Source organism: Gillisia sp. Hel1_33_143, from assembly GCF_900104765.1.
GTDB lineage: Bacteria > Bacteroidota > Bacteroidia > Flavobacteriales > Flavobacteriaceae > Gillisia.
The window spans coordinates 1766026-1786534 of record NZ_LT629737.1; the positions used below are offsets into that span (position 1 = coordinate 1766026).

General features: G+C 33.1%; 19 protein-coding genes. 7 read left to right on the top strand and 12 right to left on the bottom strand.

The genetic code is table 11. The features are described 5' to 3' along the window. Positions 1-28 precede the first annotated feature (28 nt). The 6 genes from BLT84_RS08095 to BLT84_RS08120 all read left to right on the top strand — a co-directional run bounded on the left by BLT84_RS08095 (position 29) and on the right by BLT84_RS08120 (position 4964). The gene (locus tag BLT84_RS08095; RefSeq protein WP_091264249.1) at positions 29-748 is read left to right on the top strand and encodes a hypothetical protein; all 720 of its coding nucleotides are present in this window, start codon (positions 29-31) and stop codon (positions 746-748) included. Further along, the gene (locus BLT84_RS08100; protein ID WP_034889936.1) at positions 749-1111 is read left to right on the top strand and encodes a response regulator transcription factor; all 363 of its coding nucleotides are present in this window, start codon (positions 749-751) and stop codon (positions 1109-1111) included. Positions 1112-1120: 9 nt separating this feature from the next. Beyond that, positions 1121-2152, top strand: coding sequence for a HEAT repeat domain-containing protein (locus tag BLT84_RS08105; protein WP_091264251.1), 1032 nt, complete (start codon positions 1121-1123; stop codon positions 2150-2152). A gap of 45 nt (positions 2153-2197) precedes the next feature. After that, positions 2198-3616, top strand: coding sequence for a glycosyltransferase family 2 protein (locus BLT84_RS08110; RefSeq protein WP_091264255.1), 1419 nt, complete (start codon positions 2198-2200; stop codon positions 3614-3616). Positions 3617-3764: 148 nt separating this feature from the next. Then, positions 3765-4487 carry a LytR/AlgR family response regulator transcription factor gene (locus tag BLT84_RS08115; protein WP_091264257.1) on the top strand — a complete coding sequence of 241 codons (723 nt, stop codon included), beginning with the start codon at positions 3765-3767 and terminating at the stop codon, positions 4485-4487. A 192-nt stretch (positions 4488-4679) separates the two neighbouring features. Continuing rightward, complete coding sequence (locus tag BLT84_RS08120; RefSeq protein WP_091264261.1) at positions 4680-4964, top strand: STAS domain-containing protein; 285 nt, start codon at positions 4680-4682, stop codon at positions 4962-4964. 66 nt (positions 4965-5030) lie between these two features. Here BLT84_RS08120 and BLT84_RS08125 read toward each other — a convergent pair whose 3' ends face one another. The 11 genes from BLT84_RS08125 to BLT84_RS08175 all read right to left on the bottom strand — a co-directional run bounded on the left by BLT84_RS08125 (position 5031) and on the right by BLT84_RS08175 (position 18631). After that, the gene (locus BLT84_RS08125) at positions 5031-6005 is read right to left on the bottom strand and encodes an alpha/beta hydrolase (RefSeq protein WP_091264265.1); all 975 of its coding nucleotides are present in this window, start codon (positions 6003-6005) and stop codon (positions 5031-5033) included. 3 nt (positions 6006-6008) lie between these two features. Next, complete coding sequence (locus BLT84_RS08130) at positions 6009-7193, bottom strand: ABC transporter permease (protein ID WP_091264269.1); 1185 nt, start codon at positions 7191-7193, stop codon at positions 6009-6011. A gap of 5 nt (positions 7194-7198) precedes the next feature. Further along, the gene (locus tag BLT84_RS08135) at positions 7199-8161 is read right to left on the bottom strand and encodes an HlyD family secretion protein (RefSeq protein WP_091264272.1); all 963 of its coding nucleotides are present in this window, start codon (positions 8159-8161) and stop codon (positions 7199-7201) included. Between the two features lie 13 nt (positions 8162-8174). After that, a complete protein-coding gene (locus BLT84_RS08140; protein WP_091264275.1) occupies positions 8175-9557 on the bottom strand; it encodes a TolC family protein in 1383 nt (460 codons plus the stop codon). Between the two features lie 215 nt (positions 9558-9772). After that, positions 9773-10774: an alpha/beta fold hydrolase gene (locus BLT84_RS08145; RefSeq protein ID WP_091264279.1), complete on the bottom strand. Its 1002-nt coding sequence runs from the start codon at positions 10772-10774 to the stop codon at positions 9773-9775. 78 nt (positions 10775-10852) lie between these two features. Then, positions 10853-11899, bottom strand: coding sequence for an L-dopachrome tautomerase-related protein (locus tag BLT84_RS08150; RefSeq protein ID WP_091264282.1), 1047 nt, complete (start codon positions 11897-11899; stop codon positions 10853-10855). Positions 11900-12055: 156 nt separating this feature from the next. Next, complete coding sequence (locus BLT84_RS08155; protein WP_091264285.1) at positions 12056-13048, bottom strand: NADP-dependent oxidoreductase; 993 nt, start codon at positions 13046-13048, stop codon at positions 12056-12058. Between the two features lie 11 nt (positions 13049-13059). Beyond that, entirely contained in the window at positions 13060-13539 is a 480-nt protein-coding gene (locus BLT84_RS08160; protein ID WP_091264288.1) for a MarR family winged helix-turn-helix transcriptional regulator, read from the bottom strand. A gap of 3 nt (positions 13540-13542) precedes the next feature. After that, the gene (locus BLT84_RS08165; RefSeq protein WP_091264290.1) at positions 13543-13968 is read right to left on the bottom strand and encodes a DoxX family membrane protein; all 426 of its coding nucleotides are present in this window, start codon (positions 13966-13968) and stop codon (positions 13543-13545) included. A gap of 618 nt (positions 13969-14586) precedes the next feature. Then, a complete protein-coding gene (locus tag BLT84_RS08170) occupies positions 14587-16068 on the bottom strand; it encodes a Na+/H+ antiporter NhaC family protein (protein WP_091264292.1) in 1482 nt (493 codons plus the stop codon). A 196-nt stretch (positions 16069-16264) separates the two neighbouring features. Next, positions 16265-18631: a S9 family peptidase gene (locus BLT84_RS08175; protein ID WP_091264294.1), complete on the bottom strand. Its 2367-nt coding sequence runs from the start codon at positions 18629-18631 to the stop codon at positions 16265-16267. A 165-nt stretch (positions 18632-18796) separates the two neighbouring features. Here BLT84_RS08175 and BLT84_RS08180 point away from each other — a divergent pair, with 165 nt between their 5' ends. After that, positions 18797-19312 carry an adenine phosphoribosyltransferase gene (locus BLT84_RS08180; RefSeq protein ID WP_091264296.1) on the top strand — a complete coding sequence of 172 codons (516 nt, stop codon included), beginning with the start codon at positions 18797-18799 and terminating at the stop codon, positions 19310-19312. 169 nt (positions 19313-19481) lie between these two features. On the opposite strand, the gene BLT84_RS08185 is transcribed toward BLT84_RS08180, so the two are convergent. After that, positions 19482-20321 carry a M57 family metalloprotease gene (locus tag BLT84_RS08185; RefSeq protein WP_091264300.1) on the bottom strand — a complete coding sequence of 280 codons (840 nt, stop codon included), beginning with the start codon at positions 20319-20321 and terminating at the stop codon, positions 19482-19484. Positions 20322-20509 lie beyond the last annotated feature (188 nt).

Consider the following 20509-nt stretch of genomic DNA (forward strand, 5'->3'; position numbering starts at 1 on the left):
AGTACAATTTTGTCCCAAATACCCCAGTATGAATAATTTACCCCAAAATGATTTTTTTCAAGTGCTTCTTATTGAAAGGTCTGAGGTTGAAAGTATGCATTTTATCGATGTAATGAATAGACATCATAACAACGTATGTGTTCAGGTTTGTAAGAATAGTTTTGATGCAGTACAATGGGTGCAAGAGAATAATGCGGATGTAATTGTTATAGAAGAAGATGCTCAACCTATGAGTGCATCTCAAACTATAGACTATCTTATGTTGGAGCTAAATTCAGAAACGCCTGTTTTTGTCACGGCTACTTCTTCCCAAGACAGATATTATCAGCATTTAATTCTCAAACCCTTTACAGAAAGATCACTATTCGCGCTATTTGATGCTACATCAGTAGTAATTAAGGCTGCGGAAATCCCACTTTATTCTTTGAACTATTTGATGGATATATCAGATGGAGATACAGATTTTATAATGGAAACCTTAGATGTTTTTAAGTCTTCAGTAAAAGAGAAAATGAGGGAGCTAGATGCAGCCTCTAAAGAAGGAGATAAGAAAGAGGTTGGTGGCATAGCTCATAATATTAAACCTTCTTTTGAAATGTTAGAAAATGAAGAAGGAACAAGTATTTGCAATGAACTTACCTATTACAAGGCTGAGACAGCAATCCCAGAACTAGTTGCTAGACTCAAATTAATATTTGAGGAAATTGTAGAACAAATAGATGCAGATTTTTCAACTAAAAATATATAGATGCAACGTATTCTTATCATAGAAGATAATCCAATGATCGTTAAATCTTTAGAGTTTAAACTCAGCAAAGATGGCTATCATGTGGTTACAGCCATAGATGGAAGAGAAGCCATGAATATTTTAGGAGAACAATCTTTTGATCTAGTTTTAACAGATCTTATGCTTCCTTTTGTTACTGGCAACCAGCTTATAAAACACATAAAGGAGAGTTCTCCCGAAACTTCAATTATTGTTCTTTCTACTTCTAAGCAGGAAAAAACTATTATGGAAGCCTTTAACTTTGGAGTAGACGATTTTATTACCAAGCCTTTTAACCCCAATGAGCTAACACTACGTGTAAAAAGATCACTTAAGAAAATTTAATATGAGTTTATGGATGATTTCTTTAGACATATTACCAATAATGGGAATTGGATCCTGCAATTAAATATAGTTTTTGCAGCTTTTTTCCTGAGTATAACATTGGGCTTTGTCTTCGCTATTATTTATCTGCGTATTTCAAAAATTATTAAGAATAGAGAAATTGGGAAGCAAAAGGAGTTATTTTCCAATTATATTATGCTTTATTTATTTGATACCAATATACCTTCCGTAGAAGAAGTAAAGCAATTTAAGCAGCAACATATACAGACTAAACTTTCTGAAAAGATCGCCGTTAAGGTTTTGCTTATTTTTGAAGAAAATTTTAAGGGTGAAACCAATCAGAAAATAAAAGAATTATTCTACCTGTGGGATCTTCGTAAAATTGTTGATAAAGACCTTAATAGTGGAAAGTGGTATAAGATAGCAAGAGCTATCTATGTAGCTGCAGAGCTTAATCTTAATGATTTTAGTAAGAATATTGAACAATATTTGGATGCTGAAAAAGACGAACTTAGGCAACAAGCAATTCTTTATTTTATCCAACTTTCTGATAAGAGTCCGCTTTTGTTCTTATCAAAAATTAAAAAGCCTTTGACGCTTTGGGAGCAAATTTATATTGAAGAATGTTTGAAAAGTAACTATACAGGAGAGATTCCAGATTTTTCCACATGGTTAAATAGTGATCTGTCGAGTGTAAAGATCTTCTCCATTAAAATGATTGGAGAATATAATCAATATGAGAATATTCCAAACCTGCTACCATTTTTAGAAAGTAAAGATTTAGATATAAAAAAGGAAACTATTCATAGCTTAGGTAATTTAGGCTATCCGGAGTTGCTTATTTATTTAAAAGAAACATTTCAAAATGAAGTGCCAGCCTTAAAAAGTTTTATTCTGAAAACTGTGATGAAAATTGGAGTTATAGAAGATGTTCTGGAGTTGGAATCAATGATTCCGGTGGAAGATTGGGGAACTAGGCAAACCTTATTTAAGATCAAAAAAAGATGGAATAAAAAAGAATTTGCATTTTCCACAGTTTAATTTCACCTTGTAACAGATTATCAAAATTCTTCAAATGATTATAGTTTGAACATACATCAAATTACAGAAATTGCAAGCTGGCTATTCTTATTATATGGAATTATAATTTGTTCTGGATATTGTTTTGCAGCTATCTTCTCTTTTTTGGAAATAAGAGATTATAAAAGGAAGAATAATTTTCAGGCAGAATTCGCACTTCTTCAATCTTCTAGTCTTCCTACTATTTCTATTTTAGCTCCTGCATATAATGAAGAAGCGAATGTGGTAGAAAATGTTCGTTCATTACTCACTCTTAACTATCCTTCTTATGAAATTGTTATAATAAATGATGGGAGTAAAGATGAAACGCTACAAAGATTAATAGACACTTTTAAATTAGAACTGGAAGAATTCTTATATCATCCTTTTATACCGTCTAAAGAGGTAAGAGGTATCTATAAATCTAAAAATGAATCTTTCAAAAATCTTACAATTATAGATAAGGTTAATGGTGGAAAGGCAGATGCGCTAAATACGGGTATTAACGTGTGTGACAATGATATAATCTGTTGTATAGATGTAGATTGTATTTTAGAGTCTGATGCATTGCTTAAATTAGTAAAACCATTTCTTAATAATTCTAAGAAAGTTATTGCTTCCGGTGGTATTATTAGAGTTGCAAATTCTTGTACTATTGAAGATGGCAGAATTTTAGAAGTAAAGCTGCCAGATACTTTCTTAGCCAGAGCTCAGATCATAGAATATTTTAGAGCTTTCTTAATGGGAAGAATGGCATGGTCTAGATTAGATGGTTTATTGCTTATTTCCGGAGCGTTTGGGATGTTCGATAAGGAAACGGTTATTGCGGTTGGAGGTTACAACCATGAAACCGTTGGAGAAGATATGGAGTTGCTGGTAAGAATGAGAAAGAAGATGAGAGAGGATAAAGTTCAATACACGGTTGGATTTGTACCGAATCCGCTTTGCTGGACAGAAGTGCCTCAAAATTGGGATGTATTACATAGGCAACGTAACAGGTGGACCCGAGGTACTGCAGAAACATTAATGTTACATAAGAAAATGCTTTTCAATCCTAAATACGGTGTTCTGGGATTACTTAGTACACCTTATTGGTTCTTTTTTGAATGGTTAGCGCCTATAATTGAGTTTTTAGGACTTGTTTATTTAATATTGATCACAATTTTCACAACTCCCAATTACTGGGTCTATTTAATATTTTTTGGAGTAGTATATACCTTTGCAATCTTGTTCTCAATTACTGCACTATTCTTTGAAGAATTTTCTTTTCAGCAATACAAAAGGCCTAAGTACATTATAAAGCTGCTGGGAACAATTTTATTAGAGCCATTAATATATCATCCATTTGTAATGTGGGCTTCTGTAAAAGGTAATTGGGATCTAATTCATGGAAAGAAAACTTGGGGTGCCATGGCAAGAACGGGTCTGGGAAGTAAAAAGTCTTAAAGTTGTTTGTCTCTAACCTATGGAAAACGGATAAAATTTTGTAGATTAATTATAATAATCTTAGAACGATTTTCTGTTTCTTAGAATGGTAATATAAAGCCAATTTATATCACATTTTCCCTACTTAAATTAAATAATCTTAAGGTAAATGAATTGTGTAATTATTGATGATGAGGAGTTACCCAAAAAGATCTTAGCCAAATTGATTTCTCAAACAACGGCGTTAGATCTTATTGAAGTATTTGATAATCCCATTGAGGGGCTGAAGTTCATCAATAACGACGAGAATACTATAGATCTAATTTTTTTAGATATCCTGATGCCCAATTTCTCAGGATTCGATTTATTACGCGCAATAAGATCTAATGCACAAATAATTCTAATCTCCTCTGCTAAAGATTATGCGCTTAACGCATTTGAATATTCCAATATTACCGATTATTTACTCAAACCTTTTCAGAAAGATCGATTTAATAAAGCGATAGATAAAGCTGTTTTACAAAATAATAATTTGAATATTCTTAATAGTAGATCCACAACGGTGGGGCTATCTGAATCAGAAAAGGAGATCTTCATAAACACAGATAAGCGTCTTATAAAAATTAAGGTTTCAGAGATAGAATATATCGAAGCTAGTGGAAATTTTATAAATATAAAGACCTTTAATCAAATGCATCTTACGTATTCTTCCTTGAAGAAAATAGAAGCCAAATTGCCTGCCTCTTCTTTTATTCGAGTTCATAGGTCTTTTATCATTAATTATAAAGAGATCATAGATATACAGGATAACAGTGTTTTGATAAATAACAAGCTAATTCCTATTAGTAGAAGATATAAGACACAGCTCATTAAAAGGATCAACCTTTTATAATTACACTCTTATTTTAAAAACCTTACCACTTATCTTTTAAAAGCTACCACTTAAATAATTTATTCCAGTAGATATTTTCCTATGTATACTTTTGTTTAGAATCTGTAGGGGAATGTTCACATTCTTTCGGTGAGTCCCTACAACCCGCCTTACAGATTCTTTTGTAATTACATTTATTATTTAATCCTGCTTATGACTAGAAAAGAAGTAGATGGCACGATTAATTTATCTGGTAAATTAACTTCAGGTAACGTATCTGAAATTGAGATCTGTTTGCAAGAAGCATTAACAGAAACCGCAGATCTGGTAATTAATCTTAACGATCTTATATCTATCGATGTTTCTGGATACTTTATGTTATTTATTTTCAAGAAGAATGCTGTTCTAGCAAATAAGAAGGTTACATATCTAATTAGCAACACACCAATTATTACTGGTAGCATAAACGGTATCAATCCGCCCAAATTGGCGCTCTAAGTCTGCTGCCTCATCAAGAATATTTTTTTAATATTTAGATGCTGAACACTTAAATGAAGTTTGCAGCTACTTGCCATATTGTAGATCTATCCAAAGAAAGATCTGCTTATATGCTTCCTCTCTTACAGGTAAGGGTGATAGTATAAGATCATGCATTCCATCTTTAATAGTACATAATTTTATATCTCCCTGAAGTGCTTTTCCATATTTATGGATATCGTCAATATTAAGAACGGCATCTCCTTTTTTTACATCATCTATCCATTGCTTGGTGTAGATCGATCTACTGCTATGTAAAATAAGCATAGGAACATCTATTGTAGTATGATGGTGAACCTGTCTCTGAGCTTGGTGAATAGCATTTATAAAGCCCAGATTTACCTTTGGAATTTTGTGTGGTTTCCAAGTAAGGGAATAATCCCATTCTCCAAATTTTTCTTGATGTAAGCTATACCCATAAAGCTTGGTAAACCCGCTAGAAATTAGTAGATCTGGTTTATGTTGTCCTATAAAAGATAGCATAGGAATGCCCAACTTTCTTTCTATACTATTTAGATTAAAACTATAGAACGGACTGTTACAAATAATTCCTTGAAATTTTTCACTGTGAAGATTACGCCCTGCGTAATTGGTAAGTATTAATCCGCCGGTAGAATGCCCCATTAGTATAACCTGAGCATTTTCTTCAGATCTAATGATATCTAAAGATCTTTCAATCTCTTCATCATATTCCAGAAGACTGCGCACATTATTCATTTTTTGATGTTTAAGCAGGGAACGTCCATATTTTCTAAGGTCTAATGCATAGAAGTTATAACCCTTAGCATTGAAGCGTTTCGCCAGCTCTTTTTGAAAAAAGTAATCATTAAAACCATGAATATACAAGACCGCTTTAAATGTTGGAATTTTAGATTTTCTGCGCACTAAGGTTGCGAGAACTTTCCCCTCATAATCATCTTTAAGATCTAAGGTGCATTGTTCAAAATCTTCACCCAGAACATCTTTTGAATAATTCGTATTAATTAAATGTTCTATGGACATAGTTTATTCGGGTGATTGTGAGATGGTTTGTTTGTCTTTTTTAAGATATGATGATATCTTAAATTGAAGTAATATAAGCATTGCAAAGAAGGTTACCACTATAATTATTAGTAGCATTGTTATTTCTGAATGAATAGAAGTTAACCCGCCTTCATAAAATGCTATTTTTCTGAATCCGCTAAGAAATTGAGTTAATGGTATAAACTGGGCTACATTGGTAATTGCTGTAGGAATTGCTAGTGTGGGCCATGTGAAACCACTTAGTACGAATGCTGGAGTAGAAATAACCATTAAAAGCTCTGTAGCTTTCAATTGGCTGGGAATTGCAATAGAGAAAAGCATCCCAATATTCATAGATGCTAATGTTAAAAGAGAAGCTAAGACTAGCATTGGCAACGTGAAAATAGAAATCTCTATATTAAAAAATGGAATTAAGAGGCTAACTATGATCCACATTAGAGGAATCATTAGTAAAAATGGTGTAGATTTTAAAGTGATATGGTAAAGAGACCACTTGCTTTCTTTTACTAATTTGCCAAAATATCCATCTTCAAAATCTCTAGCAAAAACCAACGCCATCGCCAAAAAGATGATTTGTTGCATTATAGCGGCAATAAGCCCTGGTAGCATAAAGTATAAGTAATTCCCGGAAGAATTATATAATTTATTGAAATTGATCTTAAAGCTTTCGTAGGCATTCATAGCTTCATTAGGGTGCATCCCCTGTTTTTTAAGACCTTCTATTTCAATTCCTGCATTTATCGTCATTAATACAGATTGTATATTTTTACTAGTAGTATTAGCATTTAAGATATTTGCCATATTAAGATCTACTCGTACTTCAGGATGTCTTTTCTGAAGAATAGCGGCTTCAAAATTTGCAGGAAATGTAACTACTGCGGCATATTGCTCTTCCGGCATTTCTGCCATAATATTACCAGGAGTAAACCTTAGATCTTTTACTAATAGCGTTTCATTATCATTAAAAGCATCAATAATTTTATCTGTAGTTGGACTGTGATCTTGGTCTATAATAAGTATAGGCAAATCTATAACTTTTGCCTGCCCATATACATACCCAAATAAAACTCCGTAAAGAATTGGTGCGCCAAAAAAAATGGCAAGTAAAACATTGTTTGAAAAAATCCTTTGGAATTCTATCCGTATTAATCTTATAAAATCTTTCATAGACTTTATTGTTTAATTATAACTGTGGCATTAGCAAAGAAGGATTGTTCTTTATTTGTTGAAGTAGGAACAACTTTTAGCTCATAGATAGATTCTGAGAGATCATATAGTGGAGCAGTACTTGTAATATCTGCGTACTGGGCTAATTGCTTAATAGATTTTACTTTTGCTTTGATCTCTTGTTCTGTATATGGATTAACAAGAACTAATTCTTTTCCTACCTCAAAATTATAGATGTTAGATTCTGGTACTGTGAATCTGAAATATAGGCTGCTCCTAGCATAACCGTTAAAGAGGACGAAACCTGGAGAAAGTAATTCTCCCTCCTTCAGGCTAATAGTTTCAATAGACATATTTGTTGGTGCAATCATATATTTTTCTTTAGAAGCAGAAAGAACTTCTTCCTTTGCGCCGAGAGCTCTTTGTAATTGCCCTTGAGCCTGATCTATCTGCTCAGATCTAGCGCCGCTTGTGGCTTCTTTTCGTTTTGCGTTTAGAGCTTCTACCTGTGCTTGTGCCATTTCCAACTTCATTTCTACCTCATCAAACTGCTGTTTGCTTATTAAGGAATCCTTGTACATATTTAGCATTCTATTATAAGATTCTTTAGCAAATTCCAATTGCGCTCGTCCAGAATTTAGTTGCCCATCAATTTGATTGATTTGATCTTTTGTAGCACCATTATTTGCCATATCTAATTGACCTTGAGCGGATGTTATCGCGCCATTAGCCTGCATCACTTTAGCATTAACTTCTGGAATATCTATAATGGCAAGAGTGTCTCCTTTATTAACAATTTGCCCTTCTTCAACATATATTTTACTAAGCCTACCAGCTATTTTTCCACTAACAGAAATAGTTTCAAATTTAACTTTGCCTATGTATGGACTCAAAGCCTCCTTATCATTACAAGACTGGAGCATATAGATGGTTAGTAAAGCAATGGCCAATGTTTTGAATATTTTCATTTCAATATTAATTTTAATTGTAGAAAGAAGTAATTATACCTTTTGCATGAAGCAATTCTGTAACTGCTCTGCGCTGATCGAAATAAGATTCTTGCAATTTGAAATTAGCTTTTTCTAGATCTGTAAGTGCATTCAAAACTTCCGTAATAGTGGCGAGATTGTTCTTATACTGCTTATTTACCATGGTATAGGTAGCATTTGCCAGATCTATTTCTTTCTCAACAATCTTTGTATTTTGAATTGAAGACTCTAAGGTTAGTTTCGCTTTAATTATGGATAGATCTATCATCTCTTCTGCCTCTTCAATTTGCTTGCGATATTTCTGACTTTCAATCATAGACTTTTTGCTTTTCAATACTGCTTGAAAACCGTCGAATACATTCCACGAAACACCAACGCCTAAAAACCATTTTGGATCTAGTAAGGATAAGTCATCCTCAATAAATTCATAATGTCCTTTTAAACCAAGTTTAGGAATATAACTACTTTTCTCCATCTTAGATTTAAATAATGTCGCCAGCTCTGCTTCTTCTAAGGCTTTTACCTCATTTCTTTTTTCAGTTGAGGTACTTGAAGAATTTTCAAGCGAATCTAATTGAGGTGCTAGTTGCATTAACCTTTCTTTAGATTCTCCAGTAAGCTGATGTAAAGATTCGATAATTAGAACTCTGTTATGATCATACTCTAATTCCTTGCCGTTTAATTGCTGCTGAGCGAGCTCTATCTTTTTTCTACTTATAGGGGTTGCTAACCCATTTTCTATGGCCTTTTTAATATAATATTCCTGATCATCTAAATATTCTTTAGAGGTAGAAATAACTTTTTTGGAAGCATACACCAACGCTAGCTTGTCATAATATTCTATGATTTTTAAGGCAATTTTATCCTTATCTGCTAAGCCTTTATAAATTATGGAAGTTTTTTTATGTTCACTAGCTCGTACCGCGTTGGTAACTTCTAAACCGCTAAAAAGAGTCCAGTTTAGATCTACAGAAGATTTTAAGATATTCTTATCCTGTAAATTTGGAATATCTGTTAACGGAATATTTTCAGGAAAAGGTGCATTAAATGGAATGCCAATGGCTTCTTTTACTAATAATTTTTGAGTAGAAATTAGAAGATTCTGTGTGTCTGAGTCAAAAGTTATGTCGTCATCAAGTCTTGTAAAACTTCCGTTGAAGGTAAGCTTTGGAAGTAGTGCAGATTTTGCAAGCAAAGCATCTACTTTGGCTTGTTCTGCTTCAAATTGATTGATATTTAATGAATGACTTTTATCAATAGCTTTTTGAATTAGGTATTTAAGGGCTGGATCTAATTCTTGAGCATTAGAAACTGTGGCGTTAAGCGAGGTAATAATTATATAAATTAATACAATTTTATTGAGCTTTAATCGCATCTTACTATTTTAAGAATTCTCCTGTAAATATAATAAACATAGTAATTACTTAGTTTAATTAAGAATATAAATAGTTATTATTTACTTTTTTAAGTATTAAGTTTAAAAAAGGTTAAAATGATACATAATAAAGTTTTTAATCTAAAAAAAGCTGCATTCTTTAGAGATATGCAGCTTTTTCATAAACGTCTTTGTGCTAATACTTAAGTAGCAATCTATTCATCTAAGAAAGAGAGCAGCGGTGTTATAAAACTATCAAATTGCTCTATATGAGGTAAGTGTCCTACATTTTTAATTTCTATAAGTTTAGAATTTGGAATCTGTTGTTGAGCTTTTTTACCCAATTCATTATAAAGTCCCATTTGATCTCTAATGGTATCCTCTACCAGAGCTTTACCTAATGCGGTTCTATCTCTGGTACCAATAATCAATAAAGTAGGAGAGGAGATCTCTGTAAATTCATAGATCACTGGTTGTGTAAAGATCATATCATAAGTTAATGCAGCATTCCAAGCGATGGTCTTATAATCTGAGTTTAGTGTCCATCCTGCAAGTAAATTCACCCATTGCTCATATTCTGGTTTCCACTTATTATCGTAGTAACTTTCAAGTTGATATTTCTTTATGCTTTTATAATTGTTCTTCAATTCGTTCTTATACCACCATGCTACCGATTTATATGGAACTTTTAATTTCCAATCCTCTAATCCGATTGGATTTTCCAAGATCAATTTTGTTGTGTTTTCTGGATACATCAAAGCAAAACGAGTTGCCAGCATTCCGCCCATAGAATGTCCTAAAATAGCAGTTTTGGTCACTCCTATAGAATCTAATAAGGTTTTGGTATTTTGAGCCAGTTGCTGGAAGGTATATTGAAAATGTGGAGGTTTAGAAGATTTCCCAAAACCTATCTGATCTGGAACTATAACTCTATAACCTTCTTTTTGTAGCGCATCAATTGTAGTCTTCCAATAAGCACCATTAAAATTCTTGCCGTGCATAAGCACTATATTATTCCCATTATAGTTATCGGGTTTTATATCCATATAAGCCATCTCCAAGATCTGGTCTTGAATGCTGAGTTGAATTGTGGACACAGAATAAGGGTATTCATAATTAGATAACTTTATATCTAACCATTGTAGCTCTTTATCTTGAGCCGATAACAATTGAAAACTGCTAACTAAAATTAGCAGTAGTATTAGATTTTTCTTCATTGCTTAAAAAATTTATGACTTAGTAAAAATCGACAAGATCTCCATTAGCAATAATTGAGAATGGAGATCTAAGATTCTTTATAATTTTATCTTTTTTATGGTAAAATCCATATTAGTAATCTCACCGTTGATCTCATTAATTCTGGAATTGGTAAAATAAAGCTCATCTTGATAAATGCTAAAGGTATCTGCCCATCTTATCTTTTCTCCTTTAGCAAGAACAGTAATAAGATTAGATGAAATATTGAATTTCATGATACTATGATTTTCCAGATCTGCTAAATAGAGATTTCCTTTTTTGTCTAATATCATTCCATCTGGTGCAGATGTTTTAGCAATAAATTTCACACCTTTTTCAATCTCTTCTGACGTTCCATTCACTAAAAGATCAGTAGAAATGGCATATAGGCTATATCCGGTAAGCGCATGGTAGTAAAGAATATTATTTTCCGTGTCTAAAGCAATACCATCGGAATGAATTACATTCTTCCATTTTTTTCCATCTATGATGAGATGATCTGTTTCTGTAAGGGTAGAATTATGATCATTTAATACTCTATTTGAAGCTCCTGTTTTTAGATCTAAAATTATAATTCCGGCATGTCCGGAATCTGTTAAATATACTTTCTGTTTTTTCTTATCTATTCTAAGATCATTGATGTAAGAATCTTTATGAAAACTAGCATCCTCTAAAATGTAGGTGCGTTTTAAATTATTATTCTCCAAGTCAAAGACAAAAATTCTTGGATTATCTATTACCCCTTGAAATAAAGAATTTCTAGTGTCTAATACATATAGATCATTTTCAAAAGCGAGTACAGATTGTACTCCAATAAATACAGAGTCTTTTGCCGGAGACCCAACTTCCCATGTGTTCCAGCTTTTGTTAGGATAAGCGTTGGAAGAACCATTTTCTAGAACTTCTACTACAGAATTCTCAACTCCTTTTCTCCATCTAGGAAAATTGGCAAACATTCTGCCTCTATCGCTAATACTTAATCCGGTAACCTGTTGCTCGCTAAAACTTGCAACATTTTCAATTTCATTATCTGTAGGAGCTGGAATACTAAGAGACTTGCATCCTGCCAGAGATATTAATCCAATCAATAAAATTATCTTCTTCATCTTTAAATAGTATATAATTAAACAAGCATTGCTCTAAAAATTTTAAAGCAATGCTTGTTGTAAGTTGTAGGTGTCTCCAATAAAGTCGGAGAGGGGAGTGGTAACTTACAGCATATTAGATTTTTCAGTCTAATCTATAAGTTTAAAAAGCATAAATTAGAACAAATCTGCCATGCTTATAATTACTTTTCCTTTTGCCTTTCCTGTAGCTAGATATTCATAAGCGTCTATACCATCTTCAAAAGAATATATAAGATCTACAATAGGCTTTATAGTGTCATCTTCTACTAAGATTTTTACTTCTTCCAACTGCTTGGCGTTGGGCTGCATCCATGTAAGCTTGTACTCTGCAGATTTTTCTTTCTTTAGTTTTGCTAACTTCTCAGGTAAGGAATAATCTTTTATTCCCATTTGTTTTGCAGTTTCCTCATCTGGAGGACCTACAATAGTAGTAACCCTTCCGCCTTCTTTAATGATCTCGAAAGCATCAAAAGTATAATCGTCTCCCAGCGTATCAAAAACTATATCTAAGTTATTCGCAACCTCTTTATAATCTTCGGTTTTATAATCTATTACTCGATCTGCTCCTAGTGCCTTTACCCAATCTACATTTTTTGTGCTTGTGGTGGTATAAACTATTGCGCCTTTGTATTTAGCAAACTGTATAGCAAAACTTCCAACACCCCCAGAACCAGCATGTATAAGAATTCTATCTCCCTCTTTAATATTTACTTTCTCTAAAGCCTGCATGGCAGTTAATCCTGTTAGCGGAAGTGCACTCGCCTGTTCAAAAGAAATGTTTTCTGGTTTTAGTGCAACCATATCAATATTAATGGCAACAAATTCTGCAACCGTTCCCATTTGCTCTTGTGGAACTCTAGAATAAATTTCATCTCCAATTTCAAAGTTCTTAACCTTGGAACCTTTTTCTACTACAACGCCACTTACATCGTAACCAATGGTTGCAGGAAGTTTTAAGGATAACATATCCTTTAATTTACCTTCCGCAAGTTTATAATCTATTGGATTTAGAGAAGCCGCTTTTACCGCTACCAGAATGTCATTATCATTAAATGATGGTTTGTCTACCTCTTGTATGGAAAGACTATCTTTAATTTCTCCATATTTAGTTATTTGTAAAGCTTTCATAATTATTTATTTTAAGTTGATTGAGATGCAATTACCTCATTTTTTAAGTCTTTATTGAGTAGGTTAATTAGTTTATCTAATGTCTCTTTTAAAGAAATAATATCTTTAAGTTCTACTTCTTCTGAAATTAAAGATCTTAAAAGAGTTTGTGGAATTGGAATAGCTTCCTTTTTATAATTTAATCCTTTTTTAGTTAGTTCTACAACTATGCTCCGCTCATCTTTTACAGATCTTGTACGCTTTAGCAATTCCATTTGTTCCATTCTCTTAATTAATGGCGATAGCGTATTCGTATTTAATTGTAAGTTAATCCCTATCTGATTAACGGTTAATTTCTCATGTTCCCAAAGAACCAGCATTACCAAATATTGCGGATAAGTAAGTCCCATTTTCTCTAAATATGGCTTATAAGCTTTGGTAATAAGTCTGGAAACTGAATATATAGGGAAACAAATCTGGTTCTCTAATTTAAGTTGATCTTCTATTTTCATGCATTACTTCTTTGCATTTCTCCAAGCGGTCCATGCACCAGAAGACCACAATACCCATGCGATTAATACAGGCTGAAAAAATAATCTAATGAGTCTGGCTCTATCAGAATTCAAGGCACCAAAAGCATCTTTCCCATCCAAATATTGAGCTACGTTCCCTGGAAATACCAGAATAAAGAATATCGCTAATGTCCAACCAATATTAACACGCTGTTTTTTCCAAAATAAAAGGGCTAATCCCAAAGCCATTTCTACTATTCCAGAAAGAATTACTACAAGATCTTTACTCATAGGAAGCCAATCTGGTACCTGAGCTTGAAAATCTACTCTGTTAAATGTTAGATGACTAAATCCTGCGTAGATCATAAAGACCGCAAGTACTATTCTAAAGATCTTTTGTGTTAAGCTAGTTTGAATTACATTTTCCATATTGAATTTTTAGTCTTTTAATATTTATATCGTGCACGATACAAATATAAGGCTATTATCTAACATCCTTATAAAGCGTGAAAAAGGGGAATGATATATTAACATATTAAAGCGATTCTTTATCCCAAAAATATTAATTACACCATCATAAAATTATTATCATCCCTTAAAATAATTGTACTATATAATTGAGAGTTAGCTATTTATTATGAGATATATTCTAAAAGGTATGAGCTTTTTAAAGTTAAAGATAGTTGACTTTACAGCGCATTAAAGTTGTGTTAATCTTTGTTGATCAACATTCAAACCAATCAATAAGGAATATAATTCTACAATTATGGTGACAAAAAACAGTCTTACTACTTTTATTTCTGATTGCTGAAATACTCAGTTTGCAAAATTTTAAAATTTGATAGAAATATGGGGAAGATTCCATAATATTCTATTTTCACCATCAAAATAATAAATTAGATTCTAATACTAACCATTGTAGATTCGGAAAGGACTCTTTAGAAGGTCAGGATTTTATTAGTACTACATTTTCAGGATCACCTAGAGCCAAAATACGAGTTACTGCAAGACACAGTCTTAGTTTTTATGGTTAATGCTCCAGTAATTTTACGCCATTGCAAAACCCAAAATAAGATACATAATAGAAGTTATAATTCCTCCAATTATTGCATAAGGCAACTGCGTTCTTACATGATCTATATGATCACTTGCAGATGCCATAGAAGAAATAATAGAAGTATCTGATATTGGAGAACAATGGTCTCCAAAGACTCCACCTCCCAAAGTTGCTGCAATAATAAGTGGTAATTCTGCTTGATGTGCATTTGCCATAGGAATAGAAACGGCTAGCATAATTGCAAACGTTCCCCAGGAAGTACCTGTAGAGAATGCAATAAAAGAACTTATAATAAATACCACTACAGGTAAGAATTCTGGAGATAACCATTCTTTAGAAGAGTTAGCTATAAACTGGCCGGTTCCTAATTGATTACATGCATCTCCAATGGCAAAAGCTAAAAGCATAAGGAGCGCCAACGGCATCAATTCACTAATCCCTTTTATTACCAGATCTATCATTTCTTTAGTTTTCATGATCCCTTGAGATCTATATAAGATCATAGCAACCAAAATGGCGGTGCAAACTGCATACAACACAGATGAAGAGCCAGAACCTTGACCAATAGCCTGATAAAGATGATCTCCAAATGAAGTATATTCTTCTACTGCTGCCCATCCTGTAGCTGCTAAATTTATAGGCATCATAAATACCATTGTAGCCAATGGAATGATCATATTATAAGCTTTGGCCTTAATGCCTTCTTTTGGTTTATAAGAAGTAATTGTGTCTGAAAGCATAGGCTTTGAATTTTCATTAAAGAGCTCTCCGGTTTCCTGAACTCTCTTTTCAGCTTTAGCCATAGGGCCTATATCTTTTCTAAATACGATTACAAGAAAAACTATTATAATGGCTAGAATGGGATAAAAGTTATAAGCAATTGAAGAAAGCATCAGGGAGAATGGATTTTCCAGGCCTTGGGTTAGTAATAAGCCCATAATGAATGCTCCCCATGCATTAAACGGAATTAAAATGGAGGTAGGGGCAGAACTGGAGTCTGCAATATAAGCTAACTTTTCTCTTGATATCTTTAGCTTATCAAATACAGGTCTATATAAAGTTCCAACCGTTAATGAGCTAATACTTGTTTCTACGAATAGTAAAATACCTGTTAATAGTGCAAGTAACTGAATAATGACCTTGCTATAACCGGTTTGCTTTTTCTCAAAATAACCAATTAATACATTCAATTTACCGATAAAACCCTCAACACCTCTAGAATATTGGATAAAAAGTAAAAGTGCACCTACCAGTGCACTGAACATAATAGTTCTGGTATTGCCTTCAGATTTAAATACGTTTACCAAACCCTCTATTGCAGCAACAGTGCCGGTTAGAAAATTCCAATCATTCATGATGATCCACGAGAACCAGATCCCAAATAGTAAGGCTATATAAACCTGTTTGGTTTTTAAAGCAAGAATTATAGCTATTACTGGAGGTAGGATGGAAAGCAAACCGTAATTTTCCATAGGCGTAGTAAACAGTGGTAATTTGATTTTTGAAAGAAGCAATAAATATATAAAAACAATTCCAACTACAATATTTTGGAACTAAGAGGCGCCTGAATTAATTGGTTATTTTATTTAAAATTACGACCTCAGTATTTTAAAAAATACGCTCAAGAAGAGCTACTAAAACTTTCTTGAGCGAATTTAATTGTAGGAATTATTCTTTAAGCAAGGTCTCATTGAATAGTTTTAAAATCCTTTTATATTCATCTGTCCAGCTACTAGGCTCTACAAATCCGTGATCTTCCAAAGGATAAACAGCAAGTTCCCAATTGTTCTTACCTAATTCAATTAACCTTTGTGATAATCTAACTACGTCTTGAAAATGTACATTTACATCTAACATCCCATGTTCTATTAATAAATTTCCTTTTAGTCCTTCAGCAAAATAAATGGGAGAAGAGCGTTTATAAGCTATAGGGTCATCTACCGGATTATTCAGAATGTTAGAAGTATATCCATGGTTGTAGTGAGCCCAATCTGTTACAGATCTTAATGCAGCGCCAGAGGTAAAAGTTTCCGGTTCATTGAACATTGCCATAAGTGTTATAAAACCACCATAACTACCTCCATATATGCCAACTTTATCTTTATCTATCCCTAATTCTTTAACTAAATAAGTTGCACCGTCTACTTGGTCTGATAGGTCTTTACCTCCCATATGTCTATAGATCGCGGTTCTCCAATCTCTTCCATAACCTGCACTTCCTCTATAATCTATGTCTAATACGGTATAACCAAGGTCTGTAAGTAAATTATGGAACATATATTCTCTAAAATAGCTAGACCACCATTTATGCGCATTCTGAAGATATCCTGCTCCATGAACAAAGATCACGGCGGCTCCATTTTTAGCAGTTGCACTAGGTTTATAGATTCTTGCAGGAACCATGGCTCCGTCTTCAGCCTTAAAGTTTACAATTTCTGGATCTCTCCACGGGTACGCTTTAAATTCTTCTGATAATCCTGAGGTGAGTTGAGTGGCATTATCTTTTTGCTGGGTTTTCTTAAGAAATAGTTCCCATGGCTTATTACTATATGAATATAAAATAGCCATACGCTTTTCATCTGGGGAGAGATACACATCGTTATTCCCTGTCATGCTTGTAAGCTTTTCCATTTTACCTCCCATAAGAGGCATTTTATAAAAATGTCTTTCTTCAGGTCCCACTTCAGAGGTGGTTAAGAACCAACTTTTGTCATCTTTTGATATAAATGGATCAAAAACTTCAAAACTACCTTTTGTAAGTTGTTTTTTATTTCCGGTATCTACATTAAGAACATATAAATGAGAATACCCAGATTCTTCAGATTGAAAATAAATATTCTTATTATCTGGAAGCCATCCCATAGTCTCATAACCTGCAGCATATCCTATCCCGGGACCATTTATCCATGCCTCATCTCTTTGTCTGTCTAGGCTTTTTAAAACTCCTGTGGCTAGATCTAAACTTGCAATCCACCTATCTTTATTATCTTGAGACCTAATATTTACTATAGCTCGGTTTCCATCTTCAGAAAAATAAGTAGCAGCTGGAATAACTTCACGCACTTCTTTTTCCCAATTCTTTTCGGGATAATCTTTAGTGTAATCTGGAAGATCTGTAATACCAGGCAATCCATCAGTTTTCACAACATAAACACTGTCATTCTCTACAGAATAGATAAGCAGTTCTTCTTTTTCGATCTCATTTCCAACTTTGGATCTTGCAGGTAGATTTACAGTATATCCGGAAGCATCTGCATAGTTCGGAACATCTGTATATTTATTTTTCACCGGAGTGGTAAGATTAAAAGTAGCAAATTTGCCATCTGGAGAAAGGTGTAGGTTAGAAACTTCTTTATCTCCTGTATAAAAGATTGTTGGATCTTTTTGAATGCTATTATAATATGCTGCAGATTCTTCTCGTTTAATTTTGCGCTGATTCACAACTTCGAGGAGTCCTAGGTTTTCATTTTCCAACCATTCATCTTTAGTAGATAGTTTCTCGTCTTTCTCAGGTTCATTTCCAGACTTTATATTGGTGATCTTTTCTATGAAACCTGTTTTTAAATGAAACAGATATAAATTGTTTTTCATAATGAAGCTTACCAAATTTTCATCTTTTAAAAATTCAGCATTCCTAACATTCTCTCCTAGATCTAAAAGTATTCTGGAAGCATTGTCTTTAGAACTGAAAAGCATTAACTTTCCATCTTTTGTGTACAGTTTTGCACTTTTATCTTTATTATAAGTTCCATTGAAAGTGAGTGTTTTTATCTCTTTCTGGCCAACTTTAACAATCTTCTCCGGAGCATTAAGCTGTATTTTATACAAAGAATCTGACGGGTCTTTCTGCAGATTATAGTTGAAATAGAGAGTGCCTCCATTTTCAGCCCATTTTACATTAGAAGGAAACGTCCCCATCCATTTAGGATCTTTCATTATTTTCTCTACACTAAGACTAGATTGTTGAGCTGTTATTATTTGAAAGCTAAAGAAAAGTAAAATGGTAAAACTTAATATTTTGAAGTGTGAATGCATGGTAAATACCCGGTTTAGATGATGATGTTTTTTTGAATTTAGAAAGATATGAAAATTATGTGGTTAGCATTTTATCTTAGTACTTGTTAAATTTATGTAGAACCACATTCATTATTTTCATATGGAATTTATGGATACCTCTACAGTATTTTTTATCTTTCGCGAATGAAGAAAATTGAAGAATTAATTAGAGATATTCCAGACTTTCCAAAAGCTGGAATACAATTTAAAGATATAACTCCATTGCTTCAAGATCCGGAAAGAGTAAGAGAAGCAGTTACAAGTTTTGCTAAATCTTTAGAGGGGAAGACAATTCATAAAGTTGTAGGAATTGAAGCTCGTGGATTTCTATTTGGTATGTTGCTGGCAGAAAAATTGAATGCTGGTTTTGTGCCTATACGAAAGCCTGGGAAACTTCCATATAAAACTTTTAGTGAAGAGTATGATCTAGAATATGGTTCTAATACGCTAGAGATTCATCAAGATGCGATTAAAAAGGGAGAGAATGTAATTATTCATGACGATGTGCTCGCTACAGGAGGTACAGCAGAGGCAGCTTGTAAATTGGTAGAAAGAATGGGTGGTAATATTGTTGAATGTAATTTTATAATGGAGCTAAGCTTTTTAAAAGGATCAGATAAAATAAAAGCTTATAAATTACACTCTTTGATAACCTACTAAACAGCTTAATTTTAAAATATAGACTTAAGTAGAGAAGTTAAATTACAATATTTTACGTTAATTTTTGAAGTAACAATGTTGTGATAAGAGTAGATTTATTTGAACCTATAAAATAAAAAAGCCGAAAGCATATAGCTTTCGGCTTTTTAGATCATTAAAATTGTAAGATCTAGTATAGATATTCAAAAGCTACGATATCAAACTCTCCAAAATTACCAGTTTCACTAGCGCTAAAGCAGGAAGCCATGATAGAATTTGGATCATATCTGTATGGAGTACCTGGAATATGAACAGCTCCACTTGGGTTTGCTAATTCTCCAAAACTTGGACGTCCACAGCTTTCACGCGTAAACCAGTCGCTATGGCGCATTCCTAAAGTATGTCCAATTTCATGTGTCATTACGTGCTCATTAACACTTAGGCTGTATTGTTCCATTCCAGAAAAGATCTGTACGAATTGGTAAGGATTTCCGTTAGATGGGAATCCTGCTACCCCACCAGCAGCACCTGGAGATTGAAAGATGATAATATCTGCATTTGCCAGATCTGTTCCGAAAGAAAGACTGAAATCTAAACTAATATCAAGATCATTATAATTCTGTACTGCCAACGTAAGTGCTTGTTTTTGTTTAGCAGTCAATCCCTGACTTGATGGTGCATTAAAACCAAGAACTCTAATTGTTTTAGGAGTGCTAACTAGGTTATAAGTACGGTATTGCTTATCTGTAATACCAACGCCACTCATTTCGTTTATCTGACTTTCAGAAAGCATGATATCATCTTCCACTAGATAAGAAGTAACTGTAGAACCATCAGGTCTGTCTACAGCTCTTTTTTCTATACCATCTGTATTGAAATTAAGTGCTTTTAATTTTTTAATAATGTCTTTTGGTACTGCTGCAGATTGTGCATCTGTGGTTTCCAATTCTGTAGACGAGTTGTCATCTGTAGAACAGGCGGTAAATAATAGTCCTGCGATGAGGGCTGCTGCGTAAAACTTAATTTTCATAATTAGTGGTTTTAGTTTGTAGTTATTTTTTCTAATAATGCATTAAAGTATTAATATTTTTAGGATATAGTTAACGTTTGTGTTTAATTTTTAAGATTTTCGATAATGAAAGATATTTATCAGATGAAATGTATATTTCAACAATACTTTTGAAATACTTTTACTACAAATCTTAAAACCTTGATATG